This is a genomic window from Brevibacillus sp. FSL K6-2834, assembly GCF_038592925.1.
In the GTDB taxonomy this organism is placed as follows: domain Bacteria; phylum Bacillota; class Bacilli; order Brevibacillales; family Brevibacillaceae; genus Brevibacillus; species Brevibacillus borstelensis.
In genome coordinates this window covers 1,817,000-1,834,910 of sequence record NZ_CP151945.1, presented here as the reverse complement: position 1 = coordinate 1,834,910, position 17,911 = coordinate 1,817,000, and the positions used below count along the sequence as shown (strand labels likewise).

At 54.9% G+C, this 17,911-nt stretch carries 17 protein-coding genes; 2 read left to right on the top strand and 15 right to left on the bottom strand.

Features of this window, described 5'->3' with window-relative positions; genetic code table 11:
- Positions 1–31: 31 nt before the first annotated feature.
- Entirely contained in the window at positions 32–1,717 is a 1,686-nt protein-coding gene (locus NST96_RS09050) for a M20/M25/M40 family metallo-hydrolase (RefSeq protein WP_024983878.1), read from the bottom strand.
- A 267-nt stretch (positions 1,718–1,984) separates the two neighbouring features.
- On the opposite strand from NST96_RS09050, the gene NST96_RS09045 reads away from it, so the two are divergent.
- Positions 1,985–3,166, top strand: a complete 1,182-nt coding sequence (locus NST96_RS09045; protein ID WP_039069890.1) for a M20 family metallopeptidase — start codon at positions 1,985–1,987, stop codon at positions 3,164–3,166.
- A gap of 83 nt (positions 3,167–3,249) precedes the next feature.
- Here the strand turns inward: NST96_RS09045 and NST96_RS09040 are convergent, their stop codons facing one another.
- The 13 genes from NST96_RS09040 to cysK all read right to left on the bottom strand — a co-directional run bounded on the left by NST96_RS09040 (position 3,250) and on the right by cysK (position 15,404).
- The gene (locus tag NST96_RS09040; protein ID WP_003387708.1) at positions 3,250–4,470 is read right to left on the bottom strand and encodes an FAD-dependent monooxygenase; all 1,221 of its coding nucleotides are present in this window, start codon (positions 4,468–4,470) and stop codon (positions 3,250–3,252) included.
- Between the two features lie 212 nt (positions 4,471–4,682).
- A complete protein-coding gene (ptsP, locus tag NST96_RS09035) occupies positions 4,683–6,437 on the bottom strand; it encodes a phosphoenolpyruvate--protein phosphotransferase (protein ID WP_172920950.1) in 1,755 nt (584 codons plus the stop codon).
- Between the two features lie 2 nt (positions 6,438–6,439).
- Positions 6,440–6,700: an HPr family phosphocarrier protein gene (locus NST96_RS09030; protein WP_031932336.1), complete on the bottom strand. Its 261-nt coding sequence runs from the start codon at positions 6,698–6,700 to the stop codon at positions 6,440–6,442.
- Positions 6,701–6,733: 33 nt separating this feature from the next.
- Entirely contained in the window at positions 6,734–7,459 is a 726-nt protein-coding gene (locus NST96_RS09025; protein WP_172920949.1) for a KDGP aldolase, read from the bottom strand.
- A 10-nt stretch (positions 7,460–7,469) separates the two neighbouring features.
- Positions 7,470–8,576 (bottom strand): DgaE family pyridoxal phosphate-dependent ammonia lyase, encoded by a 1,107-nt coding sequence (locus NST96_RS09020; RefSeq protein ID WP_172920948.1) that lies wholly within the window; start codon positions 8,574–8,576, stop codon positions 7,470–7,472.
- A gap of 43 nt (positions 8,577–8,619) precedes the next feature.
- A complete protein-coding gene (locus tag NST96_RS09015) occupies positions 8,620–9,270 on the bottom strand; it encodes a DUF4310 family protein (RefSeq protein ID WP_003387714.1) in 651 nt (216 codons plus the stop codon).
- Complete coding sequence (locus tag NST96_RS09010; RefSeq protein WP_003387715.1) at positions 9,270–10,058, bottom strand: DUF4311 domain-containing protein; 789 nt, start codon at positions 10,056–10,058, stop codon at positions 9,270–9,272. Before NST96_RS09010 ends, NST96_RS09015 begins: the two co-directional genes overlap by 1 nt.
- Positions 10,059–10,079: 21 nt before the next feature.
- Positions 10,080–10,418, bottom strand: a complete 339-nt coding sequence (locus NST96_RS09005) for a DUF4312 family protein (RefSeq protein WP_003387716.1) — start codon at positions 10,416–10,418, stop codon at positions 10,080–10,082.
- Between the two features lie 3 nt (positions 10,419–10,421).
- The gene (locus tag NST96_RS09000) at positions 10,422–10,784 is read right to left on the bottom strand and encodes an SFCGS family glycine-rich protein (RefSeq protein ID WP_172920947.1); all 363 of its coding nucleotides are present in this window, start codon (positions 10,782–10,784) and stop codon (positions 10,422–10,424) included.
- Between the two features lie 41 nt (positions 10,785–10,825).
- Positions 10,826–11,191, bottom strand: a complete 366-nt coding sequence (locus NST96_RS08995; protein ID WP_342406098.1) for a hypothetical protein — start codon at positions 11,189–11,191, stop codon at positions 10,826–10,828.
- The gene (locus NST96_RS08990) at positions 11,182–12,321 is read right to left on the bottom strand and encodes an amidohydrolase/deacetylase family metallohydrolase (RefSeq protein ID WP_024983886.1); all 1,140 of its coding nucleotides are present in this window, start codon (positions 12,319–12,321) and stop codon (positions 11,182–11,184) included. Before NST96_RS08990 ends, NST96_RS08995 begins: the two co-directional genes overlap by 10 nt.
- Before the next feature lie 42 nt (positions 12,322–12,363).
- Complete coding sequence (locus tag NST96_RS08985) at positions 12,364–14,250, bottom strand: transcription antiterminator (protein WP_342406097.1); 1,887 nt, start codon at positions 14,248–14,250, stop codon at positions 12,364–12,366.
- 239 nt (positions 14,251–14,489) lie between these two features.
- Positions 14,490–15,404, bottom strand: coding sequence for a cysteine synthase A (cysK, locus tag NST96_RS08980; protein ID WP_003387721.1), 915 nt, complete (start codon positions 15,402–15,404; stop codon positions 14,490–14,492).
- 282 nt (positions 15,405–15,686) lie between these two features.
- On the opposite strand from cysK, the gene NST96_RS08975 reads away from it, so the two are divergent.
- Positions 15,687–16,799: a beta-eliminating lyase-related protein gene (locus tag NST96_RS08975; RefSeq protein WP_039069897.1), complete on the top strand. Its 1,113-nt coding sequence runs from the start codon at positions 15,687–15,689 to the stop codon at positions 16,797–16,799.
- Between the two features lie 77 nt (positions 16,800–16,876).
- Here the strand turns inward: NST96_RS08975 and NST96_RS08970 are convergent, their stop codons facing one another.
- Positions 16,877–17,845: a hypothetical protein gene (locus NST96_RS08970; protein WP_327969938.1), complete on the bottom strand. Its 969-nt coding sequence runs from the start codon at positions 17,843–17,845 to the stop codon at positions 16,877–16,879.
- Positions 17,846–17,911: the final 66 nt, after the last annotated feature.

Sequence of the window (17,911 nt, the reverse complement as noted above, 5' to 3'; positions counted from 1 at the left end):
CCATTTGTCTCCAGTCTCGGTCACGTTCATTCTAGTACACCTGCAGGGACGTGTCTATATTTACTTCGTTTCCGATCAGCTTGCGGATGACCAGATCGGTTAGCTGCGGAACGATTTCAGTCGAGAACGCGATTTCCATCCGCTCGTATTTTTTGTGCGCGTCATACCCATAAGGGCCGATATTAATGGCAGGAACATTGAGGTCGCGGATGTCTTCGTAATTCACATAGTGCTTGGTCCCCCAACCCGGGTTGTTGTCGCTTACGGCGCGAATCCCTGCTTCGTCATCACGCAAGCAAACCATGCTCATGTCGCAAATATAAGGAAAGAAATTTTTTGCTACGATCGGATGGGCATAGTTCGGTTGAACGGCTTCGACTGCCTCCTCCAATGCACGCAGCAGCTGCCTCTCCCGTTCGTCTTTGCCGCTCAAATCGATCGGCGGTGAATACAGCGAGGAATAAAACAGGATGATCGCCGGGCTTTTGTCCCTCATCCAGCTCCACTCTTCTTCTACCACTCTCGCGGCAAACATTCTCGTATCCAATGTCTTGTCTTGCATAAGCTCCTCTTTGAAGGCTTTCATATGAAGGGCGAAGCTTTCCCCATGCTCCTCCAGCAGCTGCCGGTGCATCTCCTCGTAGATCATGACCCGGGGCTTCCACGGCAGCGGCTGATACGCTTCATTGCAGCGCTCGCGGTAACGGCGGTAGCGGTCTTCCAAAACACAGAGCGCATTGGCAAAGGCAATCTCCGCCTGCTCCTTCAACTTGTCCAGCACTTCCTTCGGCGACCAGGAAACGGTGAAAAAGTTGTAGTACACATAGGCTGACAGCGCGGTTTGAACCGTATAGGTCGGCTTCAAATCCATTTGCTTCAACGAAACCGGCGGTACCGGGATCTCACCCAACGCCTCGTCGCACAGCTCCGGATTGTAGCTGATCTGCCGCGTCAGCTCGGCGGCGAGAAAATTCGGGTCCAGGCCTTCAAAGCAGGAGCCTACATGCGTCTCCGCTCCCGTGATGAAAAAGGAAGGCAGGAGTTTGCCAATCGTCCCCTTGTAAACATAACGGTTTTCGTCTCCCTCATAAAGCGGCGCCACAAAATCCGAATTGATCAGCGCAATATATTCGAAGCCATGCTCTTCCTTCCAGCGTTTCAAGTCTTTGATGCCGGACAGTACTCCATGCGAACTGTCTTCTTCATCGCATTCAGCCAGCAGCACCAGGTTGCCCGCCAGCTCGTCGGGGTGCTCGGCGTAATATTTCAGCAAATATACATGGCTGGCCACCCCGCTTTTCATATCCAGCACACCGCGCCCGAAATGCCACTCGCCCGACTCCAACTGTTCTTTTACCAGAGGTGGCAGCGATTCCTGTCGAAGCGCTTTCATAAGTTCCTGCGGATGGCAAGCCTTGTCTTTCAAATGGCCAAAATCTTCGATGCCGACCGTATCGGTGTGTCCCATCAAAATGACGGTTCGACTGTCAGCAGCCTTGGTTCCCTTTACGAAGGCAAGCACATTGTACCGCTCTACCTCATCGTCTACGGTACGTGAAAGGAGCAGTCTGTCCGGATGTTCCTGAAAATAGGGCAACGAGGATAACAGCTCATACAAGGCTCGGGCGACATCGATCTCTCCCGGCGTGTTGACCACACTCTCTACCTTCACCAATTGATCTGTCAATTGCAACACCACTTCACGAGAGGACAACATCTGAACACTCCTTTTCGCAAATCGCGGATCTGGAATAGAAACGGCCCGTCATGCTTTACCCAGGTCCATCTCCCTACATAACCCATTCGTCAGACGCATGGTTCATCCTGCCGATGGTCTTGATTTTTTCTGGCAGCTACCCTTTGCAATCATATGCTTTACAAGGTGATATTGCGAAAATTCGGTAAATTTATCTATACTAAAAGTGTTTCTTCATCTCTACATGCCCCGGCGTTCGTTGAAAACTATGGAATGGGAGTGAATTGCATGCGTGAACAATTATTTGCCCGGCTTCAAGAGCTGTACCCGGAAATGGTGAGCCTGCGGCGCGACCTGCACATGTACCCCGAGCTTTCTTATGAAGAAGTAAACACGGCAAAAAAAGTGGCAGATCGACTGGCGTCACTCGGCATCGAGGTACGTACCGGCGTTGGCGGCATGGGGGTCGTCGGGCTGCTCAGGGGCGGCAAACCGGGGAAAACGGTTGCTTTGCGGGCCGACTTTGACGCCCTTCCGATCCAGGATGAAAAAGAGGTTGCGTACAAATCCCGCGTCCCTGGCGTCATGCATGCCTGCGGCCACGACATTCACACCTCCGCCCTGCTCGGTGTCGCACAGGTATTGAGTGAAGTCCGTGATGAGCTGCCGGGCAATGTCGTATTCATTCACCAGTTCGCAGAGGAGCTGCCTCCCGGGGGAGCGCAGGCCATGGTGGCAGATGGCTGTCTCGATGGGGTGGACGTCGTATATGGCGCCCACGTCGCTTCCGACATTCCTTGCGGCGTCGTCGGGATCGGGAACGGTTTTGTCTCCGCCGCATCCGATCAGTTTGAGATTGTCGTCTCCGGCAAGGGCGGTCACGCTGCCCATCCCCATCAGGCCATCGACCCGATCGTCATCGGCAGCCAGATCGTGATGAATCTGCAGCTCATAGCCAGCCGACGAGTAGATCCGCTGGAGCAAATCGTCGTGTCCGTCTGTTCCTTCCAGGGCGGGGATGCTTTCAACGTCATTCCAGATTCCGTAAATCTGAAGGGAACTGTTCGTACATATAATGAAGAGGTTCGGGAAATGGCCGAAAAAGCGATCTTCCAAATCGCGGAGGCCGCTTGCCAGGCTTCGGGCGCAAGCTGCGAGGTCGTCTACCGGCGCGGCTACCCGGCCACCTGGAACCACCCCGAAGAGACACAAGCGCTATTTGATGTCGCCAAACAAATCTGGGGCGACAAAGAAGTCATGGAAGTCCCGCCGGGCATGGGAGGCGAAGACTTCGCCTACTACGTCAAGGAAAGACCCGGTACATTTTTCAACGTAGGCGGACAAAACCCGGACATTCAGGCGACCTATCCGCATCATCACCCCAAATTTGACGTCGACGAGCGCTCCATGGTCCGCATCGGGCAAGTATTCATCGCCGCTCTGCTCGACTATCAGGAACGGCATCAATAGCGGAAATACGTTCTCCAAACGCAAGTCAAGCTGATCGGAGGCCCTAGCGAAATATTGAATGCAGGGCCTCTTTTTTTGCAATGTTATACCTCATGCCCCACGATCCAATCGAGCCGCTTGCTTTGCAGGCGAGCCGGAATCATCCTCATGGCAAGATTGCGAACAGCGAGCGCCAACGGATTTTCCAGCTGGACAATCCTGCCCATCATGCGCGAGCCTCGTACAATCGCCTTGGTGCGCTTGAGCCTCAGCAGCTCGTATCGCTGGCATGCAGCCTCTATGCCTGAAGCAGTTACCGCGTTTTCAGCAGAATTAGCGGCGTTTTCCCGATACTTGGACAAAGACAAGCACCGGGCCAACACCAGCGCGTCTTCCATCCCTTGTCCAGCTCCCTGTCCCAAATTCGGCAGCATCGGATGAGCCGCGTCCCCGGCCAGTGTCACCCTTCCCGCGCTCCAGGACTTTAATGGCTTCCGGTCATAGATGTCGTTCCATAGCATGGCAGACACATCTGTGGCCGCGATCACTTCGCGTATTGGTTCGTACCAGCCTTCAAAGCGTTTCAGGAGGTCTTCCTTGTTTCCGGCAAAACGCTTTTCCGCGCCCTCCGGCGCATTGATCGCCGCAAACCAGTGAATCCGCCCGTGGCCAATGTGCGAAAAACCAAACCGAACCCCTTTTCCCCACGCCTCAAACCCGCCTCCCGTCTCCACGGGGTAGCGTTCATTCCTGTAGACAGCAATGCCCCGGACAGCCGTATACCCGGAATATCGCAGCAGCTCTTCGCCAAACAGCTGCTTTCGAACGTTCGAATGAATCCCGTCCGCCCCGATCAGCACATCGCCGCAAGCCGCCTCGCCGTTTTCAAAAAACGCCCGAACCCCGTTCTCTTCCGTCTCAAAACGGCTGAACGAATGCCCCAGGCAGATCGACTCCTTGCGTATGCACCCAAGCAAGGCCTGCTGGAGGTCAGCGCGGTGGATCATATAGCTGTCCGCCCCGCATCTCTGCGCTTGCTCCCTCACCGGCAGCCTGACGAGCAGCCTACCCGTCCAGTCGCGAATCTCCGCAGTCCGGACAGGGGCGCCCAATGCCCGGACTCGTTCTCCGGCTCCCAGCCTATCGAGCGCCTTCATCGCATTCGCGGCCAAAACAATACCGGCCCCGATCCCTTTCAATTCGCGTGCACGCTCATAGATGACTGCCTCCCAGCCGATCTGCTCCAGGGCAATCGCTGTACACAGGCCGCCGATCCCTGCACCGATGACGATCGCTTTTCCTTGTTTGCCAAAACGATTCTGCATCCCGGCTCCTCCACTTTCCGCTTCGTCTGTGCTTTCTTGCCCTTAGTCTACGGGCTTTCGGCATCGGCGTCCAGCTTTTTCCCTTGTGGGCAACTCTTTGCAAGTCTTACAGCTCATTAGCATCTCTCCCCTTCGCCCTTCTACTTAGGAACACAGAAAACCTCCTTTTGCCCATGGGGCATAAAGGAGGCCTGGATTTGTACGGAATGAAGTCAAGCGTTTATCTGCACCCGCGTTCTTTCCAGGAGCAGCGCCTTGACTTGCTCCTGACCCTCCAGCTTCAGGGCGGCTTCCGCGAGCTCCTTCATCTCTTCGAAGGACAGATGATTGATCAGCTCACGGGCAGCCAGCACAGACGATGCGCTCATGCTGAACCCGTCAAGACCCATGCCCAGAAGCAGCGGGATAGCCAGGGGATCGGAGGCCATCTCACCGCACATGCTTACACGGCGGCCGTATCGGTGAGCGGCATCGATCACCTGCCGGATCAGACGCAGAATGGCTGGATGAAACGGCTGATACAAGCCGGATACTTGTTCGTTCATCCGGTCGCAGGCGAGGGTATACTGGATCAGATCGTTGGTCCCGATCGACAAAAAGTCGGCGTCCCGGGCAAACAGCTCGCTGGCCAGGGCCGCTGCCGGCACTTCGATCATCAAGCCTACCTCAATGGCAGGGTCAAACGGAATCCCCGCTCGGGCAAGCGTTTCTTTTGCCTCCGCCAGCAACCGGTTCGCCGCCCGCCATTCTTCCAGCGTAGCGATCATCGGGTACATCAGCTTGACGGAGCCGTAGTGCGAAGCGCGGAGAATCGCCCGCAGCTGGGTAAGAAACAATTCCTCCCGATCGAGACACAACCGGATCGCGCGATAGCCGAGAAACGGGTTCAGCTCGCTTTGCAGGTTCAAATACGGCAGCTCTTTGTCGCCGCCGATATCCAGCGTCCGGATGACGACCGGCTTTCCATTCATGTCTTGCGCGACCTGCCGATACGCCTGGAACTGCTCTTCTTCATCCGGCATACTTGCCCTGTTCATGAACAAAAACTCGGAGCGAAACAGTCCGATACCCTCTCCGCCAACCTGCTGCACAGCCCGACATTCATCCGGATGGCCGATGTTTGCTCCCACTTCGACACGATGCCCATCCTTGGTCACCGTGGGCAGCGCTGCCCAGCGTGCCTGCCTGTTTTTTTCCCGCAACCAGTCGGCGCGCTTTTGTTCGTAGAACGCAAGCTCCTCCTCGCCCGGTCGCAGACAGAGCAGTCCTGCTGTCCCATCCAGCACGATCAGGTCCCCATCCTCCACCTGCTCCAAAGCCTGTCCGAGGCCGACGACTGCCGGAATCCCAAGAGCACGGGCCATAACCGCGGAATGCGAGGTGCCGCCTCCGATTTGTGTGGCAAAACCCTTGATCAGGCCGGTATCAAGCTGGGCCGTATCGGATGGAGACAAGTCATGTGCGACAACGATGACCGCATCAAGCGAAGTTCCTTTCTCTTCCCGTGCAGTTCCTTGCAGATTTCCCCATACAGCTTCTTGCAGACAGGACAGAAGACGCTGGCCCACATCCCGAATATCTGCCGCGCGCTCCCGCATGTACTCGTCTTCCAGCGATGAAAATAAAGTCGCCAGCTCGCCGGTCGCTTGCTGTACAGCCGCTTCCGCGTTTATGTTTCCTGCTGCCAGCAGCACCTCGATTTGACCGATCAGCTCCGGGTCTTGCAGCAGCATCATATGGGCCTGAAAAATATCGGCTTCCTTCTGTCCCAAACGCAACCTGGTCTCTTCATATAATGTCGCCAGTCCGCTCAATGCCAGCTCGCTTGCTGTTTTGAAACGAGCCAGCTCCTCTTCAGGCGATCTTACTTCCTGACTGATTTTTTGGTCCTGCTTTTTCCACACCTGTGCCCTGGCGATCGCGATTCCGGCGGATGCGCCTATCCCATGTACGCGTACGGTTCCCATGACTACTCGGCTCCTTGTTCCAGAAAGGCGGCCAGCTTATCCAACGCTTCTTCCTCATCGGAACCGTCGGCGGTCAGCTTCACGGTTTCCCCGTTTGCCACGGCAAGCGACATCACGCCGATGATGCTTTTGGCGTTTGCGCTTTTGCCCCCCTTGATCAAACCAATCTCACTGGAAAAGGAAGTGGCCGTTTTTACAAACAGCGTAGCCGGCCGGGCATGCAGGCCCTGGGGCAGTTGAACAACGACTTGCTTCTCTCTCATCTCGCTTCACTCCTATCTCGATTCGTTGAAAAGCTATACGGCAGGCAAGGCGGCAAGCAAATCCTCCACCTGATCGAGCCGCGTCAGCCCCGTCTCCTTATCCACAATGGATGTATAGACGTGCGGGATGACCTCTTTTACCCCTTGCTCCAGGCAGGTTTCCACGATGGGGCGGATCGATTTTTCATCAATCCCGCCCGTCGGCTCGAATACGGGGATGCCGTAGCGGACGGCTGCTTTTGCCATCATTTTGACTTCGTCCAGCTTTTCGGTTCCGCCGACCGGATAAAATTTGACGGAATGAACGCCGATCTCGGCAAGCATGGCGGCAGCGGCATCGCAGGATACCAAGTCTTGAGCCTGCCCGCTGAGCGGACCAGTTGCGACAATGACCTTTCCCGGCGTGCCGCTCGGCGCTATCAGGGCATTGACCAGCGTGTGCCGGCTGTCAACCGCCTGCAAGGCACCCAACGTATAGCCGGCGGCAGGAAAAACCTGATTGACGTGATCGGGCTTCGTGAGCACAGCGGTCTCGGCGACCTTTTTCCACTGGCTTGGATCGCCTGCACCAAGTCCTACAGACACGGGAATGCTTGCCTGCTGGTATGCTCTGATCGTTTCCGCAGCTGCCTCCACGGAGGGGTAACCCTTGACCATAATGCCGATCAAAACGCGACCCTCTGCTGCATCTACGATCTGTCTGGCATTGTCCACATCTCTGGCCAGTACGTTTAAACGGATGACTGGATGTATCGTCACGACTTATCACTCACTTTCTGTTGTCCCATATCTCTTTGAAGCGTGCGGCAATGACCTTTTCCTGTCCCTCATGGAGCGGGCGGGGATCGATGAAAATCACTCCCGTATTGGCGTAATGGTTTCGCGTGAAAACGGCGGGATCGCCCTTTTCGAGGAGCCGGATCACTTCCTTTGCCGAAAATCCCGACTCGCGTTCATCAATCCGTACTTGTGTCCTGTAGATGTCCCGGCCAGCTTCGTCCTTGACCACACTGGCTGAAAGTCCGGACAACTGGTTCAATTCCTGGGCGAGCCGTTCCGCCCGATCACGCCATTCTCCGCCATGGCCTGCTGCCTGACTGTACCTGGCAAGCGCGGAGAGCAGTCCGACGATCGCCTCCTTGCCCGTTTTCATGGCGCGCCCCACGCCTTTATACTGGGCCCGGCACGCTTCGATCAGGTCTTTGCGGCCGGTGATAAAGCCCGATGTCGGTCCGCCAATTGCTTTCCCCCCGCTGTATATGACCAGATCGGCCCCCATCGCCACATAGCGGCGCAATTCCTCTTCCGCAGCGGCATCGACAATCACCGGGACCTTGTGATCGCGTCCGAGCTGTATCATCGTCTCAAGCGACTGCATGCCTTTTTGCACCGCATGATGGGATTGCACGAACAAAAGCGCCGCTGTCTGCTCGTCTATCTCCGCACGCAAATGCGCTTCCTCCACGTGATTCGCATGACCCGCTTCGATGGCCTGCCCCCCTCCGAGGGCAACCATCTGCCGCAGCGACGCTCCAAAATGCACCGCGTGTCCTTTTTGCAAAATGATTTTGTTTTTCAGTCCTGCCGAGTCTGGCAAACGTTCGATCAGACGCAGATCGGTACCGGCGATGACAGCCGCCACGCTGATCGCGATCCCCGCTCCCGCTCCCGCCGTCGGACAGCCGTCCTCGCCGCCGGTAGCCTCCGCGATCAGCTTTCCCGCTTTTTCGATCAGTTCGCTGATCTCTACGTAATCCATCGCCGCCTCACCCATGGCCCGGGCTACCTCCGGATGGACGGCGCTTCCGCCTAGCGCCGTCATTTTTCCGCTTGCATTGATGACTTGCTTCAGCCCTAGCTGCTGATAGATGCCCATATCTCATATCCCGTCCTTCCTGATTCTGTTTCCGACCCCCTGTTTACTGGGTAGGAATGGGGAAAATCGCGCCGAGAACCATGGCTCCGATGATCGCTCCTCCGGCGATCGGCTTATTGAAGTAGTAAAAGATGGCCGCTCCTGCCGTTGCACCGATTCCAACCGGAATGGAGGCCATGATGGCGGAAATGACGATGAGCGGACCGAGATAGCGTCCTGCGGCATTCCCTGCACCCATCATGACATCGGCTCCAAAGGTAGAGTTGACCGAATTGATCGTAAATTTGCGAATCAAAATAATTACCGTTCCAATCGCCAGCCCCAATACCGCCCCCGTCGTCAAAGCCAAGGGAAAGGAAATCAGTGGCGCAGTAAACCCGGCACCCAGCATCAGCGCCGGAACGCCGATTCCGATACCTGTTTGCAGAGAACCGCCGATGTCGAGGATGCCGACCAGCGGCCCCTCCAAAATCCGGGCAAACAGAAAGCTTGCGCCAAACGCGGCCGCAGCTCCGTATCCGCCTCCCTTGATACCCGCCTCGAGCATGGCGACAATCGCGATGTCGTTAAAAGCACCTACGTGATAGACGTAATACAGATGAGTACCGGCAAAGATTCCCGACGAGAGGCACGCGACAAAGAGGGCAAACGCCCATTCCGAATACCAAAATCCTTTTGCTTGCAGCTCATTCATTATTTCTTCACCGCCGATCCAAATGTTTCGTGAAGCTCAACCAGCCATTGCGGAATTTCTACTTGCAGACTCTTCAACAAAGCGACATCAAAGGCACGGAAGAAGCCGCTCAGAACAAACAAGAGTGCGACAGCCACGACCATCGTTTTTGTAATTCGGTTCCAGCCGCTGTCGTCCAGCCCTTTTCCGATCAGGATACCGAGCACGATGCCAGGCACGGCGTTGCCCATGACCAGGTGGGACATCCCGCCCAATACGGTGCCCCAGATTCCTGTGCGCTTCCCCGCATCCAAGGCCGCCATCCAGAAAACAATCGGCATGATCGGGTTGATCAGCCAGTTGGCGGCAGGGACCAGCACTTTTGTCGCCACCAGCTGCATCGATTGGGGAATGGCGGTTGCCGTCGAGTTGAGCAGCGTCACAACGACGACACCGACGAGTGCTCCGGCGAACGCCATCCGCTTCGGATTGTGCAGCGTTTCCTCGACGTTTTTGTTTTTCCAAAGAAGGATCGCAGCCGCCCAGTTCGGGATGACCCGGTGATCGACGTCCTGCGTCAGAGCTCCCGCCCCGACCACGGAAGCCCATGAGTTGAACAAGAAGCCAAGTCCGAACGAAAAATGGGAAATCGGATCTCCGGCGCAAGCATTCAGTTCTCCGAACGTGCGAAATGCCCCCATCCCCTGGACGTTCGGCGCGTGAAACATGCGAGCGGCACCCGCCCCCACGCCGAAGCCGACCAATGCGCCAATGACAATCGACTTCAAAACGATGATGATCGTTACCATGAACCTTCCCCCCTTTACTATCTATCGCTGACTTGCCACCTGTCCCAGCCTTGCTGTCTGTTCTGTCTGCGTTTGAAACGGAATGCTTGCCACGTCCACCACACCCAGCCGCACCTGGATATCTACGGTGATGTCGTACCTCGTTCGCGTGCGCGGGAAAAACAGGCCGAACAGACGCTCTTTGTACATGCTCTCTGTTGCTGATACGACCTCGATGCGGACCGGCTCGATACGAACGACGAGATCACTTGTCTGTCTGGCCACGACGTGCTTGATCTGTCCGAATATCTTGTTAAATGCTCCTTCCTTCGTATCCCCGCTGCCCGTCAGCCGCAAGCTCTCGATCCTCTCTCTGTACATGGCTTACTTCCCCCTCAGCTTTATGCATTCTTCGGTCATTCTTCTGCCGAGTTCCTCTGTATCCATAAAGCCAAAACCGATTACTTTCTTGCCGCTGCGCAGGGCTGTAATTCCCGCGTCCACAGAGCGCAGGCCATATTCGACGGGATAGCCGTACTTTGTCTTGGCCGTCAAAGCGCCTGCTCCTCCGCTGCCGCAAAACGACAAGCCGAGATCGGCCTCTTCCTGCTTCATGACATCTCCTACTTTCATGTCAGCCCCTACCCCAGAAATAACAATCGGGATCCCTCCGGCAGCCTCCACACCTTTGGCGATGTTCTGTCCCTTTCCCAAACGATCTCCGATGACGATCTTTACTTTTGTCATCCTTTCAGCCTCCCTTTGTGCAATGGTTTGCAGGTTTGTGTTCATTTCCCCTGGTTTGCTCGTATCGCCTCAAAATGGACAGCGAGCAGAAACACTTCCGTTCCGTCTTCCTGCGAGCACGTTTCCTCGCCAAACAGGACGCGGCTAGACAGCGACAACATTTCTGGGTGAATCTCCTCGAACAATTCCGCTTCGACCTGCGGCAGCTTTTCACCGCTTGCCATCCGGCGGACGAAAGCGAGCAGATGGGCGCAAATGGCCAGCCATCGATCACGCGGTATATCGATTTTTTTCTCCCGCATTTCCGACTCAATCATTCGCATGAGTCGTTTGAATTCTGAATATTCCGACATATTTTCATCTGCTGGTCCTGCTACTTCTCTCACAATCTCCTCAATCATGTGCATGTCAAAACCTTTCCTGATGAAATGACCTGTTGGGCAAACACGGTTTCTTTGGCAAAAATCGTTTCCTGTTCCGAATCGGTCAAAGCGGCGGGCACCTGTTCCTTTTTCAAGATTGTGACATCCGCATGGGCTCCAGGCGCTAGCGTCCCGATCTCCCGCTCAAGCCCCAGAACCTTGGCCGGGGCGGCAGTGCAAGCCGCTACTATGTCATACAAGGTGTAGCCCAGGGCGAGAAATTTGCTCATCGTATGCGTCAGGCTGTGGACAGGACCGTTCAGATTGCGCACATGGACGTCCGTGCTGATGGAGTAAGGGGCGATTCCCAGCGCTTTTGCCTGCTGCATGGTGCGAAAGCTGAAGCTGGCTTCGCCGTGCCCGACATCAAACAGCACTCCTCTGGCGAGAGCGGACTCTGCTTCCGGGATAAGCTGTCCCTGTTCATCCAGGATGCCTCCTTTTTTTCCATGGAACGCGTGCGTTACCACGTCCCCCTTGTCGAGCAGGCCGAGCACATCGGAAAGGGCTGGCGGAGCATTGCCGATGTGGACCATCAGCGGCACCCCGGCCTCTCGGGCAGCCTGCTTTGCCACCACCAAGGGAGCGAGGCCGTTCGCTTTGACCACAGACGCGCTCATCCTCGCCTTGATCCCGCGGATTGACGGCTGCTCGGAAATGAGCGTTACCGCGTCCTTCACTGCCAGTCTGGACATGTCGGACAGTTCGGCTCCGCCTTTGCACAAGCCGTCGCCTGAAATATTGAGAAACGCCAAAACACGTGTGACAGATGGCTCCACCGCCTCCTTCAGGAAAGCGTCGAATGTCCATGCCCCGGCGCTGCCCGCGTCGACCAGTGTGGTCACTCCCTGCTCAATGCCAACGGAATCAGCCCTAACCCCCAGCTGCGTGCTCTCAGGCATGACATGAGCATGCAAGTCGATCAGCCCCGGCGTAACAAAACATCCGGCGGCATCTATCGTTTCCCGCGCCCCAATAGGCTCTTTTGCCTGCCCCTCATCGGCCCTCTCGACGTCGAGGATGCGTCCATCTGAAATGACGATATCATATAATCCATTCAGCTTCTGGGAAGGATCGATCACCCACCCGTTCCGAATCAGCAAATCAGCACTCATCGTCTCCCCCCTCCTTTTTCGCAAGATAACGCAGGATGGCCGTTACTTCACTTTGCGGAACAATGATTCCCCTTCCTGCATAATTTGGTTGATGCGACTGCGCCAAGCGGAATGCGCTGCGCTCTCTTCCCCGCCATGTACGTCCCATTCGTCATAGGAGGAACCGAATGCCAGCCGGTTTACCATCAGCAGCACATGGAGCACAAGCCCGCTTGCCGTCTGCTCCGTCAGTTGGCTGCGGAAGGCTTCCGTCAGCTTGCAGCTGATCTCGTATCCTTTTACAATCACATCCTGGGAAAGCCTCTCCACCAATGGCAAATCCCGCGGACTTATCTCCGTTGTCTCTATCGGCATCCAGGTATGTGGCGACTTCGCTGAGCTTTTCCTCACTCCGTCTGTTTCCGGCTCCAGCTCGAGCGCTTCCAGACAGGCATGGATGCGGCTGATGTCCTGACGGGTCGGCAGCGGATTCACGATGACCACAGGCACCTCCGTTTTCACTGGCAGCACACTGATGATCACGTCTACTTTGCGAGTAGCCAAATACTTTTCTACCTCCATGGTGGAACAAAGGCCGACGACCCTCAGGGAACGCACTTCGCTCTCCAGATGGGTCTTCAGGAACCGGGACGTCCCTCGCCCCGTACCGCAGACGACAAGCGCACATGCTTTTTTCTTGTCTTGCCAGCGGTCGTAGCCGGCCTGGAAATGCAGAACGAGGTAGGCGATGTCCGCATCCATCAAATAAATCCCGTAGGGCCAGAATACTTCTTCACACGATCGTTTTACCGCATCAAACATGCGCGCGTAGGAACGGCGAATCTCCTCGGTCAACGGATTGGGATAGAGGACGCCTTGCATATACCGGGTCATGCGGTCATTTACATGGGCGAAAAGGTGTTCACTGAGCTCCGGATCATCCCACAGCGGCGTTCGTACCATCTCCCCTACCTTTTTGATCAGCTCCCGGGTCGCCACATAAACGTCCAACGGCTGCCTGCTGGTCCGTCGCTTCAGGTGCACCTGTTCCGCTTCGAGCAGCGGCAGAGAGGAATAGGCAATTTCATGCTCGGGCATTTCCATACCCAAACGCGCGCACATCTCCCGCACTGCCCGCGCGTACAGAGAATAACTGCCCCACCCAGCCGCTTCCGCCATATCTGCCTCGTCCATCGAGACGATTTGCCCTCTCTTGACGCGGTTGACGACCATACACAATCGGATCATGATACTGATCAGCGTCCGATCCGGCAGGCTTTTGTCCAGCTTCGCCACGAATCCCTTGGTTAACCTGATGATTTCATCCAGCTCCGGCGGACTGATGAGCCACCTTTCCAAAAGCGGCCCTGCTCCGGTGCCGGGACCATGCTCCGGCAGGACCCCCTGGACCAAACGATACATGACGCTGCCATCCAGCAAATCATGTGTCAAACACTCGAGGGCATAGCGCTTCTGGCGTTCGCTGCCTTCCACCCGGATACCGTATCTCTGCTTGGAGACCAGCTCCAGGTGCAATCCGTCGAGCAGTTTCTCCGTCTCTTTTACATCGGCGATAACGGTATTGCGGCTCACCCCCACATGATCGGCCAAATCGTTCAGACGCTGGTAGCCGTCGGACAGGAGCAGGATAAACGCCAGATGTTTGGCCCGCTCTTTTTGGTGAAGGATGACGTCCTTGCTGCCGTGCTCATTGAGCTTGTGCCGCAGCTTTTGCAGGACCTCCTCGGCTTCGCTGATCCAGATTCCTTTATTCGGTTGGGAATGAAGAATAATGTTGCGGTCTTTCAGCCATTGCCTGATGTTCTCCAGATCGTATTTGATCGTCCGCTCGCTCACTTGAAAATCGTTTGCAACCTCGCGGATTTTCAGCGGGTTGGAACTGTCCAGGATCACCTTCAAAAGTGCTTGGGAACGCGATGTCAGCAGCATTCTTTTTCTCTTCACCCCCGTTGTGATCGACATTGATCTAACCCGAGTTCATTATATGAAACCGTTTTCTTGCGGTAAAGAACGATTCCTTTCCCCATTGATTGGTGCAATTTTTGCAATAGTCAGCTAAATGTTGGACTAATGGCTCTTTTCCTCTTGGACTAGTGATTTCTCGAACGAACTCCGTGAGCACAGAAAAGCCGCTGAACGACACAGCATCCAGCGGCGATGATTCCGTTTTAGAAAAAATTCATGCTCAAATAGCGTTCCCCCGTATCCGGTGCGATGCAAACCACACGTTTGCCCTCCCCGAGCCAAGCAGCCACCCGGATCGCCGCAAAAACGGCAGCTCCGGCAGACGGTCCCACGAGGATGCCTTCTTTGGAGGCGAGCGCCCGCATGCTCTCCAGCGCGTCTTCATCGGCGATCTGCATGATCTCGTCGTAGATCGCGGTATTCAGGATTTTTGGCACAAAGCCCGGGCTTGTGCCCACCAGCTTGTGCGGTCCCGGCTTTCCACCGGACAGGACAGGCGAGCCTTTTGGTTCCACAACCCCGATATACAGCTGTGGCAGCTTTTCTCTGAGCGCTTCCCCGGTACCCGTGATCGTGCCCCCTGTTCCCGCTGTGGCGATGAAGGCATCCAGCCGTCCTTCCATCTGCTCGTAAATCTCGCGGGCTGTGGTCACACGATGGATATCGGGGTTCGCTTTGTTTTCAAATTGATGGGGAATGAAGCTTCCGGGAATCTCTTTTTGCAGCTCCAACGCTTTGGCGATCGCCCCCGGCATCCGCTGCTCGCTCGGCGTGAGCACGACTTCTGCTCCGTATGCCTTGAGCAGATTGATCCGCTCTTTGGACATATTGTCGGGCATCACGAGGATCGCTTTGTACCCTTTCGCTGCCGCGTTCATGGCCAGTCCGATGCCCGTGTTGCCGCTCGTCGGCTCAATGATCGTGTCTCCCGGCTTGATCAGCCCCTCTGCCTCGGCGGTGGCGATCATGTTGTAGGCTGCCCGGTCCTTCACACTGCGGGAAGGGTTGTACATTTCCAATTTGACAAAAACATCTGCCGCACCCCCGGGCACGATCCGGTTAAGGCGAACCATTGGAGTATTGCCGATACAGTCTGTTATGTGTTGGTAAACGTTCATGAAGACCTCCTGTGTGGGAGCGGATTTTAATGTTTAGTATTACACTAAGAATACTACACTTTAACGATTTGCACGAGATTCTTTTCACCCTCTCCGCTGTTCCCAGCATGATCGTCGATGCGGGAACGACAGCCCCACACTTTCATTCGAGTTAAAGCCCGTTTTCCTCGTCTGGAATGAAACCCTATCTGGCAACAAGCAGACAAAAAGTTATTCCTTTGGATATCCCTCATGTATAATTTTTTCCATAAAGCGATTCCCGTAAAAAGGAGTGGTGCAAATATGAACCCGCACAACCAATTGCTGACGGCCTATAAACAGACCGCTTATCCACTGGTTGGGCATGGAAAAAGAAATCTTCATGTGCTGAAAACTGTCTTGAATGAAATGGACGGGGATATAGAAAGCGATGCGTATGGTACAGGCGCGGTGATCGAAAACTTTCAAAAGAAACTGGCAGACTACTTAGGCAAAGAATCCGCCGTATTTTTTCCGAGCGGTACCATGGCCCAGCAAATTGCCATGCGAATCTGGTGTGAGCAAAAAGGGCTGAATAAGGTGGCCTATCATCCCTTATGCCATCTGGAAATTCATGAAGAAGACGGGTTGAAAAAGTTGCACCAGATCGAACCAGTCCTGCTTGCGGATGAGAACAGATTGATTCGATTGGAAGATGTTCTAACGATGCAGGAGAATATCGCGTGCTTGCTGCTTGAGCTGCCTCAGCGTGAAATTGGCGGGGAATTGCCTGAATATACAGAGCTTGAAGCCATTTCCGCCTATTGCCGCGCAAATGGAATCAAGCTGCATCTGGATGGCGCTCGCCTTTTTGAAATACTGCCTTATTACCAAAAATCGGCCGCTGACCTTTGCCGGCTTTTTGACAGTGTGTATGTTTCTTTTTACAAAGGAATTGGGGGAATTGCAGGAGCCATTCTTGCAGGCGAAGAGGATTTTACAAAGGAAGCAAAGGTGTGGAAGAGACGCCACGGCGGCGATTTAATCAGCCTTTACCCTTATATCGTCAGTGCCGATTATTATTTCGATCAACGATTGCATAGCTTCCAGCAGTATTTCGAGGAAGCGAAAGAGCTCGCTTCGCTCTACAATCAGTGCCACGCCGTCGAAACAAGGCCGCTCGTTCCCGTATCGAATATGTTTCATGTTCATGTTCGTTTGCCAAAAGAGCAGCTTGAGGCCGTATTGCTTTCCATTTATGAGGAAACAGGGGTTGGGCTCACTACACATCTAAAGAAAGTCGACGAGAGATTGTGCTCTTTTGAAGTGTCAATCGGCGATCAGTACGCGCAAGTCCCGAAAACAGCGCTTCGTAAAGCATTTCACATGCTGGATGAGAAAATAAGAGAAATCGTTTTTCGGGAAGGAAAAGATTGATCGCGGTGATAGATGGGCTGCCCCCTTCTGAACCATCCAGTGTTTTTTGGAGGGGGCAGTTGTTTACATTGTATTCCTTATTCCATCTCAAAATCCTCTCGTGCCTCTTCACCCGTCGGGGTTAGCCGATACTGTCCTTTGCGCTCCGGATGCTTCTCGGCCAAGCCTTTTGCAATCAAGGCCTTGAGCGGTTGGTTGACGTAAAGGGAGCCTTTCGTTTCGACGATATGGGGATGCAGTCCCGGCAGTTTCCTAGCAATCCTGGTCGGGGTCTGCCAATCTTTGGTCAAAACAAACAAAACGCTGAGTTGCTTTTCAGAGAGCGTTACGGCATGTTTTGCGGCATGTTTTTTTGGTACAGCTCCGTTTGCTTTTTGATTTGTCCCTCCCGGAAGGGCTGTCTCCACGTCCCGGAAACGGAAATACAGCTTTCCAGCCTCCTTCTTTCTCTCGCACCACCCCGCTTCATATTCCAGAAGCGCTTTCGCCAGTGATGCACGCGGACTGGCATAATGCGTTTCGCAATGGTCCAGGATTTCCTTGATGCTGCACCAGTCTCCTGCCCTTTTCAAGAAGTGTTTGACCTTGTTGATGGTGATCCGGTACGGAGTGATGTATCCGCCTCCGCTGTGGCCGCCTTTTATCCCGGAAGTCTGGTGATGTTCGGTCAGGGACTGTTGCAAATGAGGGACCGTCCGACGCATGAACCGAGCCTTCCCCTCCGTCCATACAGTTCCATGCTTGCTGACAAAGAGGACCCCGATCCCGTAATCCCGCAGCACCATGTTTACAAACTGCCTGTAGCCATTTTTCCGGTATGGAATGGCGATCCAAATGTAGTTGGCAAACCCGCGCCAGCGAAGTGCCTGATCAAGTAAATCCAGCGAAAGGGATTGCTTCATTTCCACAACGCCGATGAGCGGGCCGCTGGTCACGACGATATCGGCTCGTCCACCGGCCCGGCGGCATTCCACCTCCGGAAAAACCGTAAATCCCCGCTCTTCCATCCATTGCTTGATTGGATCGTATAAATCTGATTCTTTCACGTACTGTTCTCCTTTTCGGGGCTGGCTGTTCCTCCCGATACTCTTCCTGTTTGGCTCCGAACGAAA